The 20,840-nt window shown below is 63.7% G+C and carries 20 protein-coding genes; 14 read left to right on the top strand and 6 right to left on the bottom strand.

The genetic code is table 11. From position 1 onward, the window contains the following. Nucleotide 1 precedes the first annotated feature (1 nt). Nucleotides 2-1,186, bottom strand: coding sequence for an acetyl-CoA C-acetyltransferase (locus H0241_RS12680; RefSeq protein WP_181057851.1), 1,185 nt, complete (start codon nt 1,184-1,186; stop codon nt 2-4). Nucleotides 1,187-1,489: 303 nt separating this feature from the next. On the opposite strand from H0241_RS12680, the gene phaR reads away from it, so the two are divergent. Then, nucleotides 1,490-2,104: a polyhydroxyalkanoate synthesis repressor PhaR gene (gene phaR / locus H0241_RS12685; protein ID WP_181057853.1), complete on the top strand. Its 615-nt coding sequence runs from the start codon at nt 1,490-1,492 to the stop codon at nt 2,102-2,104. Between the two features lie 47 nt (nt 2,105-2,151). Here phaR and H0241_RS12690 read toward each other — a convergent pair whose 3' ends face one another. Together H0241_RS12690 and H0241_RS12695 are read right to left on the bottom strand one after the other, a co-directional pair. Then, a complete protein-coding gene (locus tag H0241_RS12690; RefSeq protein WP_181057854.1) occupies nt 2,152-2,613 on the bottom strand; it encodes a GNAT family N-acetyltransferase in 462 nt (153 codons plus the stop codon). Nucleotides 2,614-2,690: 77 nt separating this feature from the next. Then, nucleotides 2,691-3,110 (bottom strand): rhodanese-like domain-containing protein, encoded by a 420-nt coding sequence (locus H0241_RS12695; RefSeq protein ID WP_181057856.1) that lies wholly within the window; start codon nt 3,108-3,110, stop codon nt 2,691-2,693. A gap of 86 nt (nt 3,111-3,196) precedes the next feature. On the opposite strand from H0241_RS12695, the gene ftrA reads away from it, so the two are divergent. Further along, the gene (gene ftrA, locus H0241_RS12700) at nt 3,197-4,186 is read left to right on the top strand and encodes a transcriptional regulator FtrA (RefSeq protein ID WP_181058226.1); all 990 of its coding nucleotides are present in this window, start codon (nt 3,197-3,199) and stop codon (nt 4,184-4,186) included. A 29-nt stretch (nt 4,187-4,215) separates the two neighbouring features. Here ftrA and H0241_RS12705 read toward each other — a convergent pair whose 3' ends face one another. Continuing rightward, the gene (locus H0241_RS12705) at nt 4,216-5,355 is read right to left on the bottom strand and encodes a citrate synthase (protein WP_181057858.1); all 1,140 of its coding nucleotides are present in this window, start codon (nt 5,353-5,355) and stop codon (nt 4,216-4,218) included. Nucleotides 5,356-5,445: 90 nt separating this feature from the next. On the opposite strand from H0241_RS12705, the gene H0241_RS12710 reads away from it, so the two are divergent. Next, on the top strand, nt 5,446-6,534 hold the full coding sequence (locus H0241_RS12710; protein WP_181057860.1) for a citrate synthase/methylcitrate synthase: 1,089 nt from the start codon (nt 5,446-5,448) through the stop codon (nt 6,532-6,534). 218 nt (nt 6,535-6,752) lie between these two features. Continuing rightward, nucleotides 6,753-7,883, top strand: coding sequence for a patatin-like phospholipase family protein (locus H0241_RS12715; RefSeq protein WP_181057862.1), 1,131 nt, complete (start codon nt 6,753-6,755; stop codon nt 7,881-7,883). Here the strand turns inward: H0241_RS12715 and H0241_RS12720 are convergent. Continuing rightward, nucleotides 7,874-8,470: a TetR/AcrR family transcriptional regulator gene (locus H0241_RS12720; RefSeq protein ID WP_181057864.1), complete on the bottom strand. Its 597-nt coding sequence runs from the start codon at nt 8,468-8,470 to the stop codon at nt 7,874-7,876. The genes H0241_RS12715 and H0241_RS12720 overlap by 10 nt on opposite strands. Nucleotides 8,471-8,589: 119 nt before the next feature. Here H0241_RS12720 and H0241_RS12725 point away from each other — a divergent pair, with 119 nt between their 5' ends. The 7 genes from H0241_RS12725 (at nt 8,590) to H0241_RS12755 (ending at nt 17,361) form a co-directional block, all read left to right on the top strand. Beyond that, the gene (locus H0241_RS12725) at nt 8,590-9,051 is read left to right on the top strand and encodes a (2Fe-2S)-binding protein (RefSeq protein ID WP_181057865.1); all 462 of its coding nucleotides are present in this window, start codon (nt 8,590-8,592) and stop codon (nt 9,049-9,051) included. 2 nt (nt 9,052-9,053) lie between these two features. Further along, nucleotides 9,054-11,327: a xanthine dehydrogenase family protein molybdopterin-binding subunit gene (locus H0241_RS12730; RefSeq protein ID WP_181057867.1), complete on the top strand. Its 2,274-nt coding sequence runs from the start codon at nt 9,054-9,056 to the stop codon at nt 11,325-11,327. Continuing rightward, entirely contained in the window at nt 11,324-11,932 is a 609-nt protein-coding gene (locus H0241_RS12735; RefSeq protein WP_181057869.1) for a hypothetical protein, read from the top strand. Before H0241_RS12730 ends, H0241_RS12735 begins: the two co-directional genes overlap by 4 nt. A gap of 192 nt (nt 11,933-12,124) precedes the next feature. After that, nucleotides 12,125-13,306: an efflux RND transporter periplasmic adaptor subunit gene (locus H0241_RS12740; RefSeq protein WP_181057871.1), complete on the top strand. Its 1,182-nt coding sequence runs from the start codon at nt 12,125-12,127 to the stop codon at nt 13,304-13,306. Between the two features lie 71 nt (nt 13,307-13,377). Beyond that, nucleotides 13,378-16,548 carry an efflux RND transporter permease subunit gene (locus H0241_RS12745; RefSeq protein ID WP_181057873.1) on the top strand — a complete coding sequence of 1,057 codons (3,171 nt, stop codon included), beginning with the start codon at nt 13,378-13,380 and terminating at the stop codon, nt 16,546-16,548. 97 nt (nt 16,549-16,645) lie between these two features. Then, entirely contained in the window at nt 16,646-16,804 is a 159-nt protein-coding gene (locus H0241_RS12750) for a DUF3309 family protein (protein ID WP_181057875.1), read from the top strand. A 128-nt stretch (nt 16,805-16,932) separates the two neighbouring features. After that, complete coding sequence (locus H0241_RS12755) at nt 16,933-17,361, top strand: DOPA 4,5-dioxygenase family protein (RefSeq protein ID WP_328824672.1); 429 nt, start codon at nt 16,933-16,935, stop codon at nt 17,359-17,361. 132 nt (nt 17,362-17,493) lie between these two features. Here the strand turns inward: H0241_RS12755 and H0241_RS12760 are convergent, their stop codons facing one another. After that, on the bottom strand, nt 17,494-18,561 hold the full coding sequence (locus tag H0241_RS12760) for a cyclic nucleotide-gated potassium channel (RefSeq protein WP_181058227.1): 1,068 nt from the start codon (nt 18,559-18,561) through the stop codon (nt 17,494-17,496). 292 nt (nt 18,562-18,853) lie between these two features. Between H0241_RS12760 and H0241_RS12765 the strand changes: the two genes are divergently transcribed. From H0241_RS12765 to H0241_RS12775, 3 genes are all read left to right on the top strand, one after another. Beyond that, nucleotides 18,854-19,735 carry a metal-dependent phosphohydrolase gene (locus tag H0241_RS12765; RefSeq protein WP_181057879.1) on the top strand — a complete coding sequence of 294 codons (882 nt, stop codon included), beginning with the start codon at nt 18,854-18,856 and terminating at the stop codon, nt 19,733-19,735. A 154-nt stretch (nt 19,736-19,889) separates the two neighbouring features. Then, nucleotides 19,890-20,198 (top strand): EthD family reductase, encoded by a 309-nt coding sequence (locus H0241_RS12770; RefSeq protein ID WP_181057881.1) that lies wholly within the window; start codon nt 19,890-19,892, stop codon nt 20,196-20,198. A gap of 28 nt (nt 20,199-20,226) precedes the next feature. Continuing rightward, entirely contained in the window at nt 20,227-20,649 is a 423-nt protein-coding gene (locus H0241_RS12775; protein WP_210284889.1) for a DOPA 4,5-dioxygenase family protein, read from the top strand. Nucleotides 20,650-20,840: the final 191 nt, after the last annotated feature.

The following is a 20,840-nucleotide window of genomic DNA, read 5'->3' on the forward strand; positions in this document are numbered from 1 at the left end:
CTCAGAGCGCTTCCACGCACAGAGCGACGCCCATGCCGCCGCCGATGCACAGCGTGGCGAGGCCTTTCTTGGCGCCGCGGCGGCGCATTTCGAAAACCAGCGTGTTGAAGACGCGGGCGCCGGAAGCGCCGATCGGATGGCCGATGGCGATGGCGCCGCCATTGACGTTGACGATCGACGTATCCCAGCCCATGCCCTTGTTGACGGCGCAGGCCTGCGCGGCGAAGGCTTCATTGGCCTCGACGAGGTCGAGGTCCTTGACCGACCAGCCGGCCTTCTCCAGCGCCCGCTTCGAGGCGGGAATAGGTCCGGTGCCCATGATCGCCGGATCGACGCCGGCGGTCGCCCAGGACGCGATGCGCACCAGCGGGGTGATGCCGCGCCGCGATGCTTCGGCCTCGGTCATCAGCAGCGCGCCGGCAGCGCCGTCATTGATGCCCGACGCATTGGCGGCAGTCACCGTGCCGTCCTTGTCGAAGGCCGGCTTCAACTTGGTCATGGCGTCGATGGTGGCGCCGTGGCGGATGTATTCGTCCTGGTCGACAATGGTGTCGCCCTTCCTGCCCTTGATGGTGACGGCGACGATCTCGTCCTTGAACTTACCGGCCTTCTGCGCGGCTTCGGCCTTGTTCTGCGAGGCCAGCGCGAACTGGTCCTGGTCGTCGCGGGTGATCTGGAACTGGCGGGCGACGTTCTCGGCGGTGTTGCCCATGTGGTAGCCGTTGAAGGCGTCCCACAGGCCGTCCTTGATCATGGTGTCGATCATCTTGTAGTCGCCCATCTTGACGCCGGCGCGCAGGTGCTCGGCGTGCGGCGACAGCGACATCGATTCCTGGCCGCCGGCGATGATCACCTTGGCGTCGCCGGTGGCGATCTGCTGCATGCCAAGCGCGATGGCGCGCAGGCCCGAGCCGCAAACCTGGTTGAGGCCCCAGGCGGTGGTCTCCTTGGGCAGGCCGGCATTGATCGACGCCTGGCGGGCGGGGTTCTGGCCCTGTGCCGCGGTCAGCACCTGGCCGAGAATGACCTCGTCGACTTCGCCCGGCTCGACACCGGCGCGCGACAAAAGCTCCTTGATGACGACGGCGCCAAGCTCATGCGCCGGCGTGGCGGCGAAGGCGCCGTTGAAGGAGCCGACAGCGGTGCGCGCCGCGCTGGCGACGACGATTGAATTGGAAGCGGACATTTTTCTCTCCAGACTTCGAGGTGTCGTGTTCTTGGGTGCTTGTTGGGACTTTTCTTGCCCGTTCCACACCCCAAGTCAAACCGGAAATGGGCATGCCGGCCATGCGCCGCAAGCAGAGCATGGGCGGGCGGCGCGATCGCCCGGCCTTTGCTGCGCAGCATATTTAGCCCGCCATGCAGCATTAAATGATGCCGCACTGCACAAAGCGCTTGGAATTATGGAGCTTTTGCGCATATCCTCAAAAAAGGCGCAATCGTTACCGGCGGCTTACTCAGGCGCGCCGGTGTCCCCGGGAGGATGCTGATGGCCGCGAAAGACGACCCGATCATTATCAAGAAATATGCCAACCGCCGTCTCTACAACACAGGCACCAGCACCTATGTGACGCTCGAGGATCTGGCCGAAATGGTCAAGAAGGGCGAGGAGTTCACGGTCCAGGACGCCAAGACCGGCGACGACATCACCCATCCGGTGCTGACGCAGATCATCTTCGAACTGGAGAACAAGGACGGGCAGAACATGCTGCCGATCCCGTTCCTGCGCCAGCTGATCGCTTTCTATGGCGACCAGATGCAGATGATCGTGCCGAGCTTCCTTGAACAGTCGATGATCGCCTTCTCCAAGGAACAGGAACGGTTCCGCGAGCAGATGAAGGGCGCGATCGGCAAGTCGCCGCTCGACGTGATGAAGATCGCCACGCCGATCAAGGCGCTGGAAGAGCAGACGCGGCGCAACATGGAAATGTTCCAGAACGCCATGCGCTTGTTCACGCCGTTCCCGGCAGCCGGATCGAACGGCGCTGCCGCGGCTGCGCCCGAGCCGGCCCGCAAGGAAGCGCCGGAAAAGAGCGGCGACGACCTTCAGGAGTTGAAGGAACAGATCGCCGCCATGCAGCGCAAGCTCGACACAATGTCGTAGGACGGGCGTGGCATGGCCTGACCAGATCTACCGGTCGGGCCTTGCCGTCACGGGTCAATTTTCAGCTGCCACGGTTCCCATATGTCGTCGGGCTGCCCGCCGAGTGCGTGGTAGAAAGCCTTCGCCGACAGGTTGGACTTCAGCACCGTCCATTTGATGGCCGACGCGCCAATGCCGGCGGCGTATTGGCGGAGGTGTTCAACAAGCGCATGGCCAACCGCCATACCGCGAGCCGCCTCGGCGACATAGAGTTCCTTCAGCCACACAACCGGCTTCAGATCGTAGGTCCACGGGATGAGGTAGTGGACGGCGATGCCGACGATGACGTCTTCTCGTTCCGCCACGAACACGCCGAACCGTGGCGATGGCCCCAGCCCATGTTCGACGAGGTCCGCTTCGGTGAGGCGGAACTTATCGTCATAGCCCTCGAATGCGGCCAGCGCCCGCATGAGGACGAGCACCGCGCCAACATCCTGCTGCTCGAACGCACGGACCTTAATCGCCGCCATCTGCTTGCTTTCCCTTGTCTGCAAGGTTGACCATATAGCGAGGACGCTCCCGCGCCAGCCTGGTCTTGAATCAAAGGTCATGCCTGCAAGACACCGGGCTCCTTGCCGGTCGCGAAGGGAGCGCCTTCGTCCTGCCAACCGGTTATGCCGCTGATCATGATCTTCACGGGCCGGCCGAGGCTGGCCAGCTTGAAGGCCGCCCGATCCGCGCCGTTGCAATGGGGCCCCGCGCAATAGACGACGAACAGCGTCTGCGCCGGCCACTGCGCCATCCGCTCGGCCGATATCTCGCGGTGCGGCAGATGCAGGGCGCCCGGCACGTGGCGGTGCTCATAGGCTTCCGGCGAACCGACCACATGCAGAAGAACAAAATCCGGCTCGCCGCTGCGCAGTGCTGTGGCGACGTCGGAACAGTCGGTCTCGACGGAAAGCTTGTGTGAGAAATGGTCTCGGGCGATTTCCGGCGATGCCACCGGGATGTCTGTCACGTAGCTCATCGCTTCTCTCCATTGCTGATGCGCTGGAGATAAAGCAGGAAGCAGAGCGATTGCAGCTGGCAGCTTTGCCATATATCGTCAAGATCATGCCAAATGCATCCTCCCATGCTGTCGATCCGCTCGTCGTTGCCATTGCGTATGACGGGCTGTGCACGTTCGAGTTCGGCGTGGCGGTCGAGATCTTCGCTCTGCCCAGGCCGGAAATGGGCAAGGATTGGTACCGTTTTGCCGTAGCCGGTATCGACGCCGGTGAAATGCGTGCGCTGGGCGGCGTGCGCATCGTTGCCGATGGCGGGGTGGATCTGATCGGCGAGGCCGACACAGTGATCGTGCCTGGATGGCGCGGATCGCAGGCTCCGGTGCCGCCGTCGCTGATCGAGGCGCTTCGCAAGGCGCACGAGCGCGGCGCCCGGATTCTTTCGATCTGTTCGGGCGTGTTCGTGCTTGCCGCCGCAGGGCTGCTTGCGGGCAAAAAGGCGACCACGCATTGGCGCTACAGCGAGAAGCTCAGGGAGTTGTACCCCGACATCACCGTGGTTCCTGACGTTTTGTACATTGATGAGGGAAATGTCCTGACATCGGCCGGCAGTGCCGCGGGCATCGATCTTTGCCTGCACCTGGTCCGGCGCGACTTCGGCACCAAAGCCGCCAATATGGTGGCGCGTCGTCTGGTAGTGCCGCCGCATCGCGACGGCGGTCAGGCGCAGTATGTCGAGAGTTCCGTTCCCGAGCCGCACGAGCGCAGCCGGCTTGGACCGTTGATCGACAGAATGCGCGCCAATATTTCGGCCGACTATCCCGTTGCCACACTGGCCGAACTTGCCGGGATGAGCGAGCGGACATTTCTGCGCCGCTTCGCCGCCGCAACCGGCGTCACGCCGGCGCGCTGGTTGCTTTCCGAACGGCTTTCGCGGGCGCGCACGCTGCTGGAAGACACCGCCATGCCGATCGAGAGGATTGCCGAGACCGCCGGCTTCGGCGCGGCAGGCACGCTGCGGCACCACTTTCGTCGACAGTTTTCCACGACGCCAGTCGCCTACCGTGCGCGGTTCGGGACCAATGCCAGGTCGGCCTGACGCAGATCAAACCACGAAGCAATGCGCAGTCAGGTCAGTGATCCGACATAGCGGCCACGCGGCCTGATGATGCTACCGCTCATGATCTGTTCGACCATATGCGCGGCCCAGCCGACGCTGCGTCCAAGCGCAAACAGCTGGAACGGTGCATCGCGCGGCAGGCCAAAGCGGCGCGTCAGCACGGCCAGGGCAAAGTCGATGTTCGGGCGTGTCCCGGTCGCGGCGACGGCGGCATCTTCCAGCTCCTGAAGTGTCTCGTCGACGGGGATGGCCGTCAGAAGTGCGGTGGCTCGCGGGTCGCCCTCGGGATAGAGCGGATGGCCGAATGCCGGCAAGGGCCGGTCGTGGCCGAGCCAGCGCCGGATCGCCGCCTCGGCGCCATGCCGAGCCGCATCCTCCGCCAGTTGCATCACCGCTTCGCCGGCGCCGCCATGGCGCGGGCCGGTCAGTGTCGCCAGGCCAGCCAGCAGGCATGCGGCGGGCGAGGCCCCGGTCGAGGCCGCGACGCGAGCAGTGAAGGTCGATGCGTTGAGTTCATGATCAGCGAGCAGGACAAGGGCGCAGCGGATCGCTTCCGCGCCGGCACCATCCACCGACCAGCCCTGCGCCAGGCGTTGGTGAACAGGCGCCGTGCCGGACCCGGCACCCAGCGCCTGCGCCAGCGCCCCGATTGTTTGCGCGGCCTCAGTGCACAGCGAGGCGGCGCTGCGGCCGAGCGAAGGCCGTCCCTGGCCGGCAAGCGTGGCCAGTTGCGTAAAGGCCGAGGCTCGGCCGACTTGAGTAGAGGCATCCTGCGAACGTGCCTTGAAAGTCACCGGTTCAGGCGAGGCCCAGAGCAAAGCGGCGGTTTCTTCCAGTGTGGCCGACCTGGAAAGCGCTACAGCATCCTGACCGCGATAGATGAGGCGACCGTGCAGAACGGTCGAAATCGAGGTCGCGATCGATGGTTCGCCCCAGGCGATCGCGCTTTCTGCAATGGCAGACGTACTGCGTCCGCGCGCCCGGCGGGTGGCTAAGGCTATGATATCGTCAACGCGGTACTGGCTGCGGCGCGGGTCGTTCTCATCCGGCCGCATGCCGATGCGACCGCGGCTGACATAGGCGTAGAGCGTCTGGGGCCGGACTTTCAGCCTTTCCAGCGCCTCTTCCCGTGACAGCCATTCGGACATTTCGAGCTCTGATATTGATTGTATTGATCAAGATTGATGCGTGTGGCCAATCTTTATATTTTGTGCAGGAAAGCTGCAAGGAGATGAGACATGGCAAATGGGCTCGATGATGTGGTGGCGGCTGAGACGGTGCTCTCCGATGTCGATGGCCTTGGCGGTCGGCTGACGATCCGGGGCCATTCGTTGCCGGAACTGGCAGGCCGATGGAGTTTCCCGCAAGTGGTTCGCCTGCTGCTGGACGGTTTCTTCGACGACCTTCCCGACGATGTCGAACTCGCAGCGCGACTGGGCAAGGCCCGCGTCGAGGTGTTCGAGCGGCTTGCGCCTTCGTTGCCGCTGCTGGCGCCGCTTGATGTCTACAGCGCCATGCGCGTCGGTATGGCGCTGCTGCCGGACGGCGAGACCTTGGCAGACGCCTTGCGGCTGATCGCGGCGCCGGCGATGCTGACGCCGGCCCTGCTGCGCCTCAAGCGCGGCGAGCAGCCAATCACGCCCGACGCCGACGCCGATCATGCCGCCGACATGTTGCGGATGCTCAAGGGGTCGGTCCCGTCGCCGGCATTGGCCAAGGCACTCGACACCTATCTGGTGACGGTCTGCGACCATGGCCTCAACGCCTCGACCTTCGCCACACGCGTCGTCGCCTCGACGCAGGCCGGGCTGACGTCGTCCGCACTGGCCGGGCTCGGCGCGCTCAAAGGGCCGCTGCATGGCGGCGCGCCCGGCCCGGTGATCGAGATGCTGGATGCTATCGAGGCGCATGGCGATGCCGCCGGCTGGCTGCGCGACGAGGTGGCGCATGGCGAGCGCATCATGGGCTTCGGCCATCGCATCTATCGCGTGCGCGACCCGCGCGCCGATGTGCTGAAGGCGGTGGTGCGGCAGCTCGGCGGCGACGGCGAGACCGGCCGCCGGCTGGCCTTCGCCGAAAAGGTCGAGCAGACGGCGCTCGAGGTGCTTCGCATCGCCAAGCCGCAGCGCTCGCTGCAGACCAATGTCGAGTTCTACACCGCGCTGGTGCTGGAAGCGGCGGGTTTTCCGCCACAGGCGTTCAGCAACGTCTTTGCCGCCGGCCGCGTCGCCGGCTGGATCGCTCATGCGCGCGAACAGCAGACCACGGGCCGGCTGATCAGGCCGCAGTCGCGCTACGTCGGGCCTGTGCCGAAGCTTGTTGCCTGAGGCTTCAAGCCTGTTTCGGAAGAAACATGGCCTCTCCACCTCACGGCGGAGGGGCTTTTTCTTCATGACCAAAATTTCATGTGATCACGCGACCGTGTTCGTGTTCTTGCCTCGGTCATCACTTATATGCTGCACTGCAACATAAGTCCGCTGCGGTTGAACCCGACCGATTCCCGGGCGGGATAAGGCAGCAGCGACCAAACCGATACAGGAACGCCATGACGAAAAACGGCAAGGCGGAGGAAACGAAAAAGATCAACATTGCGCTGCAGGGCGGAGGCTCGCACGGAGCTTTCTCCTGGGGCGTGCTCGACCGGCTGCTGGAGGATGGCAGGCTGGAGATCGCGGCGGTGTCCGGCACCAGCGCCGGCGCCATGAACGCGGTGGCGCTGGCCGACGGTTTTGTGCGCGGCGGCGTTGAAGGCGCACGCAAGAAGCTCGACGATTTCTGGCGCGCGGTGGCGGCGAAGGGCCGCTTCAGCCCGGTGCAGCGCATGCCGTGGGACGTCGCCTGGGGCAATTGGTCGATCGAGAATACACCCGGCTATTTCTTCTTCGACACCATGTCGCGGGTGTTTTCGCCCTATGTCGCCAATCCGCTTGGGCTCAACCCGCTGCGCGACGTCGTCGAGCAAGAGATCGATTTCGCCAATGTGCGTGCCTGCAAGTCGATGGAGCTGTTTATCTCGGCGACCAATGTCGAAACCGGACAATTGCGCGTGTTTTCCGACGGCGAGATCGACCTCGACACGGTGATGGCCTCGGCCTGCCTGCCGCAACTGTTCCGCGCCGTCGAGATCAAGGGCGTGCCCTATTGGGATGGCGGGTATGGCGGCAATCCGGCGCTATTCCCGTTCTTCAAGACGGCGGCGACCGAGGACGTGCTTCTGGTGCAGATCAATCCGGTGGTGCGCGAAGGCACACCGAAAAGCGCCAACGAAATCCAGAACCGCATCGACGAGATTACCTTCAATGCCGGGCTGCTGAACGAATTCCGCTCGATCGCCTTCGTCAAGGAGCTGATCGCCGCCGGCCGGCTGCCGCGTGGCGAGTACCGCGACATCCGCATGCACCGCATCGACGCCGACGAGGCGTTCAAGGATCTGTCGGCGTCGTCCAAGGTCAATGCCGAATGGGCCTTCCTGACCTATCTGCGCGACCTCGGCCGTACGGCGGCCAGCGACTGGCTGGAGGAGAATTACGATGCCGTCGGCAAGCGCCCGACGCTCGATCTCTCCGGTGAGCTCGACGACGGTTTCAAACCGGTGCGCGGTCCGGCACCGGGACGACGGGTCAAGGAATTCCTCGCGGCGCGCAAGAAGCCGGAGGCGGAGCGGCGTCACGCCTGAAGGGCGAGGTCGATCACCTTGACCAGCGCGGCCGCGGCCTTGCGCTGGTCATCCGCATCGCTGATGCGCGCCTTCATGCCTTCCAGCCCGTCGAGCAGCATGTCGGCGAGCAGGCGCGCCGACAGGCCCTTGGCCGCCAGGTCGGCGCCGTTGCGCCTGGCCTCTTTCTCGATCGCCGCAGCGATATGTCCGCCAAGGCCGTCGCGCCAGCAGACGACGAGATCAGCAAGGCTCGACTTCATGTCGAGCAGTTCGGCGCCGTGCGGCGATGAAACGACGCCTCGCATCATCGAGATCAGCGCCTCGTCGATGGCCCGCGTCATGCGCTCCATGAAGGCGCCATCGCCGGCCAGCGCCACCTTTGCCGCCTCGACCGAGCGCGACAGAAGCATCATGGCTATGGCACGGAAAATGTCGTTCTTGTTCTTGAACAGCAGATAGAGCGCCGGCCGCGACATGTCGGCGGCGCGCGCAATATCGTCCATCGTGGTGCGCGAAAAACCATAGGCCAGAAACACCTTCATCGCGCCGTCCAGAATGCGGATGCGCCTCGGGTCTGTGGTGGTGATGTCTTCGATCTGATTCACGGCTGCGACACTATCTGCGGAACCTCTATTGACAAAATTACGAAATTTGTCAACTTGTATAAAGCGCGATGGCGTACCATTTCGCTTCAGGCTATGGATGACAACGAAGGGGTATCCCCATGCGCCTCACCGTCGACGGTCAGTCGTTCGACATCGATGCCGATCCCGAAATGCCGCTGCTATGGGCGCTGCGCGATCTCATCGGCAAGACCGGGCCGAAGTTCGGCTGCGGCATCGCCGCCTGCGGCGCCTGCACGGTGCATGTCGATGGCCAGCCGGTCCGCTCCTGCTCGTTGCCGGTCGGCCAGGCCACGGGCGCCATCACCACGATCGAAGGCATCGGTGCGCCCGGCAAACTGCATCCGGTGCAGCAGGCCTGGCTGGAAGAGCAGGTCGCGCAATGCGGCTACTGCCAGGCCGGCCAGATCATGAGCGCGGTGGCGTTGCTCGACGAGGTCGCGGATCCGACGGATGCCGACATCGACAACGCCATGGGCGGCAATCTCTGCCGTTGCGGCACTTATCCGAAGATCCGCGCGGCTATCAAAAAAGCTGCGGCACTCAAGACGGCGGGGCTCTGAACATGGCCAGTGTCGGAAAGATCGCCCGCCGCACGTTTCTCATCGGCGCGGCCGCTATCGCCGGCGGCGTCGCCGTCGGTTATTATTACTACCGCAAGCCTTTCGCGAATCCGCTGGAAGGCGATCTCGCCGCCGGCGAAGCGACCTTCAACCCCTATGTGAAAATCGGCGCCGACAACACCATCACCATCGTCGCGCCGCGGGCCGAGATGGGGCAAGGCATCTCGACGACGCTCGCCGTCATGGTTGCCGAAGAACTCGATGTCGGCCTCGACCAGGTCAAGGTCGAGCACGGTCCAGCGTCCTATGCCTATTACAATGCGGCGATTCTGGAGGAAGGCGGTCCCTTCGCCTTCTTCGATGAAAGCAGGACCGCTGAGGCCGTGCGCGCCGGCCTGGGCGTGGTCGGCAAGTTCCTCGCTTTGCAAGGCACCGGCGGCTCGGCTTCGACGCGGGACGGTTTCAACAAGATGCGGCAGGCTGGCGCTGCCGCGCGGCAGATGCTGATTGCGGCGGCGGCGCAGAAGCTTGGCATAGACGCTGCCGATCTTGAAACCGCCAACGGTTCGATCCTGCACAAGGCCTCAGGCAAGTCGCTGACCTATGGCGAAGTGGCGGCAAACGCTGCCGCGATGCCTCCGCCGGCGGAAGTCCGGCTCAAGGACAAAGCCGATTGGAAACTGCTGGGCAAGCCGCAAAAGCGGATCGACATGCTTGCCAAGGTCACCGGCGCGCCGATCTTCGGCATCGACGTCAGGTTGCCGGACATGCTCTACGGCACGGTGAAGATGAGCCCAAGATTCTGGTCCAGGCCGGTCGGCGCTGACCTTGCCAAGGCGGAAAAGATGCCCGGCGTGATCAAGATCGTGCCGCTCGAAACGAACTATGGCCACGGCTTCGGCATCATCGCCGAAAACACCTGGGCGGCGTTCAAGGCGGCGGAAGCGATCGAGACCCAATGGGCCGAGCCGGAATATCCGCCGGACAGCGCAGCGATTGCCGGAGTGCTGAAGCAGGCGCTTGGCGCCGAGGGGTCGGCGATGCGCGACAATGGTGATGTCGCCAAGGCCTTTGCCGACGCGCCGCGTGAAAAAATCATCGAAGCCGACTATGCCGTGCCCTATCTGGCGCATGCGACGATGGAGCCGATGAATGCAACGGCGCGGCTGAAGGACGGCGTGCTCGACATCTGGTGCGGCAACCAGGCGCCGACTTTGGTGCGCCAGCTCTGCGCCAACGTCCTCGGCATGGAACAGGACAGAGTAACGGTTCACACCACCTTCATGGGCGGCGGCTTCGGCCGCCGTGTCGAGATGGACTATGCGCTGTGCGCGGCGCTGATGGCGAAAGCGGCCGAGGGACGGCCGGTCAAGGTGACGTGGACGCGCGAAGAGGACATGCGTCACGACGCCTATCGGCCGGCGGCTGTCGGCAAATTCCGGGCGCGGCTCGGCGACGACGGCCTGCCGGTCGCCGTCGACATGACGATCGCCTCGCCATCGGTGATTGCCGGCACCTTGCGCCGGCTGTTTCCCTCGATATCGCCGCTCGGGCCTGACAAGACCATCGTCGACGGCGCCTACGACCAGCCCTACACCATCCCGAATTACCGGGTGAGCGCCATTGCCGCCCCAGTCACCATCCCGGTCGGCTCATGGCGCTCGGTTGGCAGTTCGATCAACGGCTTCTTCCACGAAGGATTTCTGGACGAAATCGCGGTGGCCGGAAAGACCGACCCGGTCGAGTTGCGCAAGACACTGATGGCCGCCTATCCGGCGGCGGTTGCGGTGGTGGAAAAGGTCGCCGCGATGGCGAAGTGGAGTGAGGCGCTGCCGGCCGGCAAGGCCAAAGGCATGGCGTTTTCGTTGTCGTTCGGCAGCTGGGTCGGCGAGATCGTTCAGGTTGCGGACACGCCGGCCGGCATCCGCATCGAGAAGGTTTGGATCGCCGCCGATGTCGGCACCGCGCTCGACCCAGGCATCATCGAGGCGCAGCTGATCTCCGCGGCCATTTATGGCCTGTCGGCGGCGATGGGTCAGGAAATCACCTTCGCCGATGGCATGGTTGAACAGTCGAATTTTCACGACTTCGATGCCATGCGCATCTTTCAGTGCCCAGCCTTCGAAGTCGCGATATTGGAGAATTTCCACAAGATGGGCGGCGTCGGCGAGATCGGCACGCCGCCGGCCGCTCCCGCACTTGCCAATGCCATCTTCGCACTCACCGGCAAGCGTATCCGGACGCTGCCGCTGTCGAAGGCGGTGGCCTTCGCATGACAAAGTTCCTCATCATGCTGACGTCTCTTGCCATCATGTTTTCGGCGGCGCCCTTCGCAACCGCACAAGAAGGGCAGGCACCGGTGCCGGTGGCAGTCGACGCCGCAAGCGGCCTGCCCGAATGGGACAAAATCTACGCCGTGTTCTCGCACCCGCGCTGCGCCGACTGTCATGTTGCCGACGACCGGCCGCGCTGGTCCGGCGCTCACTATGGCGGGACGCGCGTCCATGCCTTCAACGTCCAGCGCGGCGCCGACGGCTCCGGTCTCGGCAATCCGGGCCTGCGCTGCACGACGTGTCATTTCGCGAGCAATTCCAGTGCATTGCACGGACCACCCGGGGCCGATAACTGGCATCTGGCGCCGGCCGAGATGGTCTGGTTTGGCAAATCCTCGGCGGAAATCTGTGCCCAGATCAAGGATCGCAGCCGCAATGGCGACCGCAGCCTGGAGGATGTCGCGCTGCATGTGCGCGACGACAAACTGGTCGCCTGGGGCTGGGCCCCGGGTGCCGATCGTGAGCCGGCGCCCGGCTCGGCCGAAGCGACCTATCAAGCAATCGAGAACTGGATGGCGGCAGGCGCACCTTGTCCCGTGACGCAATGATCGCGCAACTTTTGTGGCTATTTTGCGCTGCAACTTTGATGTAGAACCACGCTTCGCCGTTCACGGCAAATTGAACACGGCCTAGCGCGCACCCATATCGGCGACGCGCCCGAGTTGGAAGACACGGTAGCCCTCAAAAGACGGGCCTTGTTAGAAAACGGTCTGGCCGAACCCCGCAGTGGAAAAACAATGATGCCGAAAATCAGGTTTCACAAGCTTGCCGCTATAGTCGTGCTCATCGGCTTCGCCGCCTGGATGGGAACGGGCGCGTTTTCGTCGGTCGGCAGCGCCGCTGTCGAAGGCGCGGCCAAGACCAGCCAGGCTAAGCCAGACGATCAGGCCAAGGCGCCGGATGCAGCCAAGCCGAAGGCCGCCGAGGCAGAGCCGAAGGCGCCGCTGCGCACCGTTGCGGTGATCACGCCGCCGCGCAAGACCTATGCCCGCGCCATCCGCATTTCCGGGCTGACCGAGGCCGACAAGCGCGCGGTGCTGGCGACGCGCGTCGCCGGCGTCATCGAAAAGCTGCCGGTCAAGCAGGGCGACCACGTGAAGACCGGCGACCTGGTGCTGATGCTGGCCGCGGAAGAAAAAATCTCGATGGTCGACAACGCCAAGCAGCTTGTGGTGCAGCGCCAGGCTGAACTCGAGGCGTCGCTGCGGCTGATGAAGTCAGGCAATCTGCCCACGCTGCAGCTCGACACCGCGCGCTCGAACCTGACCGCGGCGCAGTCGCAGCTGGAAACGGCCCAGGCTGAACTCGACCGCAATCTGGTCAAGGCGCCGTTCGATGGCGTCATCGACCGGGTGCCGGTGGAACTCGGCAGCTCCGTCATGCAGGGCGGCGAGGTGGCGACGATCCTCAAGCTCGATCCGGTGATTGCGCGCGGTGAAGTCAGCGAACGCGACCTTGGCTATCTCAAGCTCGGCGACAAGGCCACTGTCCGGCTGGTCAGCGGCCAGACCGTCGAAGGCACCGTGCGCTACATCAGCCGCGACGCATCGTCGGCAACCCGCACCTTCCGCGTCGAGATCGCCATCCCCAATGGCGACGGCTCGGTGCCGGCCGGCATGACGGCCGAGATTGCGCTCAGCGCGCAGCCGACCGACGCCGTCATGTTGCCGCGCTCGGTGGTGACGTTGGGCGACAAGGGCGACCTCGGCATCCGCGCCGTCGACAAGGACAACAAGGTGGTGTTCTTCCCGATCGACCTGGTCGACGACTCGCCGAAAGGCCTCGTGCTTGGCGGCATTCCCGCCGATGCCCGCGTCATCGTCGCCGGCCAGGAACTGGTCAAGGAAGGCGACGTCGTCAAACCGGTCGAGGCCGACCAGGCGACCATCCAGAAACTGTTGGGCGAAGCGACAACGCAGTAGCGCCGGGACGGCCCCGGGCGGGGACAGCCGGCTGCAATGCGGCTCCTGAAATCTGAGAACAGGCGTTAGCCATGGATATCGTCAAACTCGCGATCAACAATGCCCGCCTGACCATCGCGGTGCTGGTTTTCCTCTTGGCTGCGGGCTGGGTCGCCTATGTGTCGACGCCGAAGGAAGCGGAACCCGACGTTCCGATTCCGATGATGTATGTCAGCCTGATCTATCAGGGCATCTCGCCTGAGGATTCGGAACGCCTTTTGCTGCGGCCGATGGAAAGCAAGCTGAAAAGCCTGAAGGGTCTCAAGGAAATGCGCTCGGCCGCCTTCCAGGGCGGCGGCTATGTGCTGGTCGAGTTCCAGCCGCAGACCAATCTGGCCACCGCGCTGCAGGACACGCGCTCCAAGGTGCAGGACGGCAAGGCAGATTTGCCGCAGGCGGCCGAAGAGCCTGTCGTCACCGAGGTCAACATTTCCGAGTTTCCGGTGCTGGTGGTGACGCTGTCGGGCGAATTGCCCGAGCGCGTGCTGACGGCCGCCGCGCGCGAATTGCGCGACCGTATCGAGGAAGTGCCCGGCGTTCTCGAAGGCTCGCTGCAGGGCTCGCGCGACGACCTCGTCGAAGTCGTCATCGATCCGATGAAATTGTCGTCCTATGGCTTGCAGCTCGATCAGCTGATCGGCGCCGTCGGCGCCTCCAACAGCCTGGTCGCCGCCGGCAACATTGAGGGCTCGGAAGGCAAATACGCGGTCAAGGTGCCGTCGCTGATCGAGACACCCGAGGATGTGGCTTCGCTTCCGGTTGTCGCGGGACCCAATGCCGTGGTGCAGGCCAAGGACATCGCGACGATCCGCTCGACCTTCGCCGATGCCGAAACGATCACCCGCCTCAACGGCAAGCCGGCCATCGCCATCGAAGTCAAGAAGCGCATCGGCGCCAATCTGATCGACACGCTGGCCAAGGTGCGGGAGGTGTCCGACACCTTCGTCAAGACGATGCCGGAAGGCATGAACATCACCTACACGCAGGACAAGTCGGTCTTCGTCAATCAGTTGCTGGGCGACCTGCAGAACCACGTGATGATCGCCGTCATCCTGGTGTTCATCGTCATCCTCTATGCACTGTCCGGCCGCGCCTCGCTGCTGATCGGGCTTGCCATTCCGTCATCCTTCCTGATCGGCATCCTGTTGCTGGCGATGATGGGCTACACGATCAACATGATCGTGCTGTTCAGCCTTATCCTGGCGGTCGGCATGCTGGTCGACGACGCCATCATCGTCACTGAGTTCGCCGAACGGCGCATGGGTGAAGGCATGCCGAAGGCCGAAGCCTTCACGCTCGCCGCCAAGCGCATGGCCGGTCCGGTCATCGCCGCGACGATGACGCGCATCGCCGCCTTCTCGCCGCTGCTGTTCTGGCCCGGCATCATCGGCGACTTCATGAAATACATGCCGATCACGCTGATCGTCACCCTGTCGGCCTCGATGCTCTATGCGCTGGTGTTCGCACCAACGCTGGGTGCGATCTTCGCCAAGGCGCCGGAACATCACGAGGGCGACAATCGCGACGGCTGGTACATGGCCTTGGTCAAGCAGGCGGTGCGTTTCCCCATCACCGTGCTGGTGCTCACCGTCGTCCTGCTGGCCGGCGTCTTCGTTGGCTATGTGAAATACGGCGCAGGCGTCGAGTTCTTCCCGAGCGTCGAACCGGATTACGGCCTGCTCTATGTGCACGCCCGCGGCAATCTTTCGCTGGACGAAATGGATACGGCGACCAAGATCGCTGAAAACCGGCTGCTCGGCTGGCCCGGCGTCAAATCGGTCTACACCCGCGTCGGCAAGACGCAAGGCGGCGGCCAGGATGTGCCGGAAGACGTTGTCGGCGTCATCCAGTATGAATTCATCGACTGGCGCGAGCGCAAATCGGCGAACCAGATCCTGGATCAGTTGCGCACCGTCATGGCCGGCATTCCCGGCGTCGATGTCGAGGTGCGCGTCCCGGAGGCCGGCCCGCCCACCGGCAAGCCGATCCAGATCCGGCTTTCGGCGGTCGATCCCAAGGGGCTCGACGACCAGGCCCGCGCGGTTGCGGCGCGCATCGCCAAGGTGCCGGGCGTCATCGATATTTCCGACGGCCTGCCACCGCCCGGCGTCGACTGGGCGATCGAGGTCGACCGCGCCAAGGCGGCGCAATACGGCATCAGCCCGACCGCGGTTGGCACCGTGGTGCAGCTGGTGACGAACGGGTTGAAGCTGTCGGAATACCGGCCCGCCGGCGCCGACGATGCCGTCGACATCCGGCTGCGCCTGCCCGAGGACCGGCGCACGCTGTCGACGCTCGACGAGCTCAGGGTGCAGACGCCGCAAGGCTCAGTGCCGATCTCGAACTTCGTCGTGCGCAAGCCGGAGCCGACGGTCGGCATCCTCAACCGCATCGATGGTGCGCGAACGGTGGTCGTCCAGGCCAATGTCAGCGCCGGCGCCCAGGTCGCGGCGGTGCAGGCGGAGGTCACCAAGGCGGTCACCGACATGAAGCTCGACAACGGCATACGCTGGAAGCTAGCGGGCTCCAATGAGGACAGCGCGGAAGCCGGGTCATTCCTCATGAAGGCATTCGGGGCGGCGATCTTCCTGATCTTCCTGGTGCTGCTGATGCAGTTCAACAAGTTCACCAGCGTGCTCTTGGTGCTGTCCTGCGTCGTCATGGCGACGATAGGCGTGCTTCTCGGATTGCTGTTAACAGGCGAGGCGTTCGGGATCGTCATGTCGGGCATCGGCGTCATCGCGCTGGCCGGCGTGGTGGTGAACAACAACATCGTTTTGATCGACACTTACGACCGGCTGCGCGAAGAAGGCTGGGACAAGATGGAGGCGGTGCTGCAGACCTGCCGCGAGCGCGCCCGCCCGGTCGTGCTGACGGCGGTGTCGGCCATCCTCGGCGTGCTGCCGATCGCTTTCGGCCTGGGGTTGGAAATCTTCCATCACGAGACGACGATCAATGCGCCGTCGACGCAATGGTGGATTTCGCTGTCCTCGGCGATCGTCTTCGGCCTGTCCTTCGCCACTCTGCTGACGCTGGTGGTGACGCCGTCGATGTTGATGATCTTCACGCGCAGCAAGAACAGCCGTTTCTATACGTTCTTCCGCAGGATATCCGGCCGCGACAAGAAGCCCGATGGGCCCACAGGGCCGAAGCCAGGCCCGCTCGACGAACCCGCAATCGCCTTCCCGAAAGCCGCCGAATAGCTGCATTCGACCAGTCAGACAGAAAGGCCGTCCGGAACAACCGGGCGGCCTTTTGCATTGTCCCCTCGTATCCGAATAGCAAGGCGAGGGATTCTTAATGACCGTCAGCACCATCCTTATCATTATTTTGATCCTGATCCTGATCGGCGCCGTGCCGACCTGGCCGCATTCGCGCTCGTGGGGCTACGGCCCCTCGGGCATCGCTGGCGTCGTCCTGGTGGTGCTGCTGATCTTGGTGCTGATGGGCAGGATTTGATCACGTGTAGCGGTCGGAGCTGGGGCCGACGCTGCAATATGCGATTGCCCTGCAATGGCGCGTAGATGACGGGCACCTGCCTTGCGTATACGCTGCCAGCACGACAATCATCGAGGGGGACTATCGAGGTGAATACAGACACCGCCAGCCCAAGCGCACCAAGACCCCTCGCCGAGATCGCCAGCTATCACGCCCACATCTACTATGACGGGCAGGCCGAGCGTCAGCACGCCGAATGGCTGCGCCAGCGCATCGGCGAACGGTTCCGGGTGCGGCTGGGCAATTGGCGCGACGAGCCGGTTGGCCCGCATGAGCAGGCCATGTATCAGGTCTCCTTCGCCACCGAGATTTTCGCGTCGCTCGTTCCATGGCTGATGCTGAACCATGGCGGCCTGAGCATCCTCATCCACCCAAACACCACCAATCCCAAGCGCGACCATCTCGTCGACCCGATCTGGATCGGCCGCCCGCTGGGGGTGCACGGCGAAGTGCTCGGCGAGGAACATGAGGCGGAAGAGGCGCTGGAGGTGAATACGGAGCCGACGCTGAGGGCTTAAGGTATGAGCCGAAGGCGGATGGCTGCTTCTGTGAGCAACTGGTGGGTAGCCGACATTCAGACGTTAGATGCTGGCTGTCACTCACGCCGTACCCTTGTTGGCGGCGCTCGGTTCTCCGGGGCTGCAGTACGGTCAAGCCATCGGCGCCGCGCCGCGCCGTTCGAGCGCGGTCTTGCGGATGATTTCCGCGATCTCCGGGCTGCTGCTGCACAGCATCTGGAAATCCACCACGTGCAGCGACAGGAGGGAGACCGCCGTTGTGGCGCTGACGGTCGCCATACGCGGTGCGCCGCTGATCAGCGCCATCTCGCCGAAGAAGGCGCCAGGGCCAAGCTCCACCGGGTTCGGCGTCGCGACGCTGACCTGCCCTTCCACGACGAAGAACATCCGATCCCCGGTCTCGCCACTGCGGCAGATCACGGCGCCCGCCGGCAAGGTGCGAGGTCTCAACGCGCGCACGATCTCGACCAGCGCGGCCGGGCCGAGCTTCTGAAACAACGGCACGCCGGCGACCAATTGCCAATTGCGGACGAAATCCTCGCGACGGATTTCTTGATAGAAGCCGGAGGCAAGAATGCCGGCCCAGAGCGCGAAGACGCCGATGCCGCACATCATGACCGCCCCGGCGAGGACGCGGCCGGCGAAGCTTTGCGGAATGGCGTCGCCATAGCCGGTGGTGGACAGCGTGACCACCGCCCACCACATTGCCTGGGGGATGCTGCCGAACTTTTCCGGTTGGATGTCGCGCTCTATGACATAGGCCACGAGGGCGACACCGAACAGAACGACGCCGAAGAGCGTGGTGACGCCGATCAGGTTGCGCGCTTCGTTGGCCAGCACCCGGCCCAGCACCGGGAAGAAGGTCGAGTCGCGCAGCGGTTTCAGCAGCCAGACAGCACAGTAGAGGCTCCAGTCGGGCGTGCCGGCGAGCAGAAATGCGGCGAGTGGAACGAAAACCGCGAGCACATCGATTGCGATTGCCGGCGTCCTGTCCCGAAGGTCTCCCGCCCAGTGTTTGAGCAGCGTCTCGGCCATCTGCAGAAGATAGGCGCCCCAAATGACCGCGAGCACGGCAGTCAGTGCCAGTCTGCTTCGTCCGGACATGCCTGGTGTCGTGAGCGCGGCCACCGCCAGAAGCCCAGGCGCAGCCAGCACCGCGTTGAGCGGCGCGTAAATTCTCAGGAAAGGCAGTACCGACATTTTATGCCCACGTGCGGCTACTATCCTCCAAACTAGGATGCCTGCGAGGCAGGCGTAAAGGTGCTTACTGTCGCCGCGATGTGCAATTGCAAGAAGTTCCGCGAAAGTCAGCTTCCGACGAGCGTCGCTTAACTTGAGCCCGATCCACACAAAGCCGTCCTGCTTTCGGCGGGATATACCGACTTGGCCAACTCCCTGATTTCGGTCCCAAGATAAAATCCGCGCCGGAACCGTGCTAGGATGGCCGCCGCACGCGACTTGTCGTGCTTAAAACAGGCCAGGAACGATTGTCATGCTCAATCCGATTTCCATCATGGCCGACCGGCTCGGCGACCATCTGTCGGAACTCTATCTCCAGTATTTCTCGCATCGCAATCCGGAGTATGCGAGCTACATAGGCGGGGCGGCCCGCCTTGTCCTGGAGCGCATCGGCAATTCGAACGCGCTTTATCACAACATCGAGCACACGCTGATGGTTACGCTCTGTGGCCAGCAGATCATCCGCGGCCGGCTGCTTTCGGAATCCCTGACCCCTGATGACTGGCTGCATTATACCTGCGCGCTGCTTGTCCACGACATTGGCATGGTGCACGGCATATGCCCGGGCGACACCGACGACAGCTTCGTCATCAACGAGGCCGGTGACCGCCATACGCCACCGCGCGGCGCCTCCGACGCTGTGCTTGCGCCCTATCATATCGAGCGCGCCAAGATCTATGCGCGCCAACGGTTTGCCTCCTCGAAGATCATCAACGACAAGCGCATTATCGAGGCCATCGAGATGACGCGCTTCCCCGTACCGGACGATCCGGCCTACCAGGCCACCAACACCGAGCCGGCGCTGGTCAGGGCCGCGGATCTGATCGGCCAGCTTGCCGATCCCTTCTACCACCGCAAGCTGCCGGCGCTGTTTGCCGAGTTCACCGAGACCGGGATGGTGGAAAAGCTCGGCTGCAAGACCGCCGCCGATCTCGGCGCCATCTTCACCGATTTCTTCACGCTGAAGGTCGAGCCCTATATCGGCGACGCGATCCGCTATCTGGAGCTGACGACCGAAGGCAAGCAGTGGGTCGCCAACCTCCACAGCAACCTCTTCCAGTCCGGGCATCGCCCGGCCAGGATCGGGCCGTTCCCCGGCGTGTCGCAGCCGGCGAGCCTTGCGGTGGTGACTTAAGAGCCGGGGATTGTTTCCTTTTCCGCCGGTGCCAGGCCCGGCAGAGGTTGCATGCGGTGGCTGTCGACGGAAGAGGGTCGCCACCATTTGCCCGCGTCTTCGCTGAGGGGTACACTTTTGCGCAAATAGGGTGTCGGTTCAAAAAGGGGGACGCATGGCCAGACTTGTCGCACTCTACAAGACGCCGAAAGACCTGGCCGCATTCGACCGATACTATTTTTCGACTCACATTCCGCTGGCCAAAACGATTCCCGGCTTGACGAAATACGAGATCAGCGATGGCGGGGTCCATTCCCCGGAGGGGCCTTCAGACTATCATCTGGTGGCTATCCTCCACTTCGGTTCCGTTGCGGACATTCAAGCCGCGTTTGCCTCTCCCGAGGTGCAGGCCACTGCGGCCGATCTTGGCAATTTCGCAGACGGCGGCGTGGAGCTTTTGCTCTTCGAGACCAGGGAAGTCTGAGCCTCGCCCCCTTCAAGAGGTTTGTCCGTTGTCGCAGCGATGTGAAAGCGGATGCGCCCGAACGACAGGATGGCGGCTCTCTGACGAGCCTGTACCAAAAACAGACCGTCAACTTCCGGGCGGCAGCATTCCGAAATCGCTGCGGCTTCGCATCGGCGAACGCTTCTGCGTACGCCTGGGCAATTGGCACGACAAACAGGTCGGCCCGCACGAGCAGGCCATGTACCAGATCTCCTTCGCCACCGAGATTTTCACATGGCTGGTACTATGGCTGATGTTGAACCATGGCTGCCTGAGCATCCTCATCCACCCCACCGACCCCAAGCGCGACCATCTGGTCGACCCGATCTGGATCGGCCGCCCGCTCGGGGGCCATGGCGAGGTGCTCGGCGAGGAGGATGAGGCGGAAGAGGCGCTGGAGGTGAATACCGAGCCGACGATGGGGGCTTAGGTGGTGACCGAATTAGGCCGGTGGAGACCCGATGCAGTGGAAGACAAGTGTCAGCTTTGGGCCGGAAGCGCAGAAGCAGCTTCCGGTACTAACAATCAAATTACGAACATTGAGGCACAGCGAAACAACTGGAATCAGTCCCTAGGGGCCTGTTCGAATGTTGCAGTTCGAGCCATTGGGTGTCTCTGAGA

The sequence above is a fragment of the Mesorhizobium neociceri genome (genome assembly GCF_013520985.1).
GTDB lineage: Bacteria > Pseudomonadota > Alphaproteobacteria > Rhizobiales > Rhizobiaceae > Mesorhizobium > Mesorhizobium neociceri.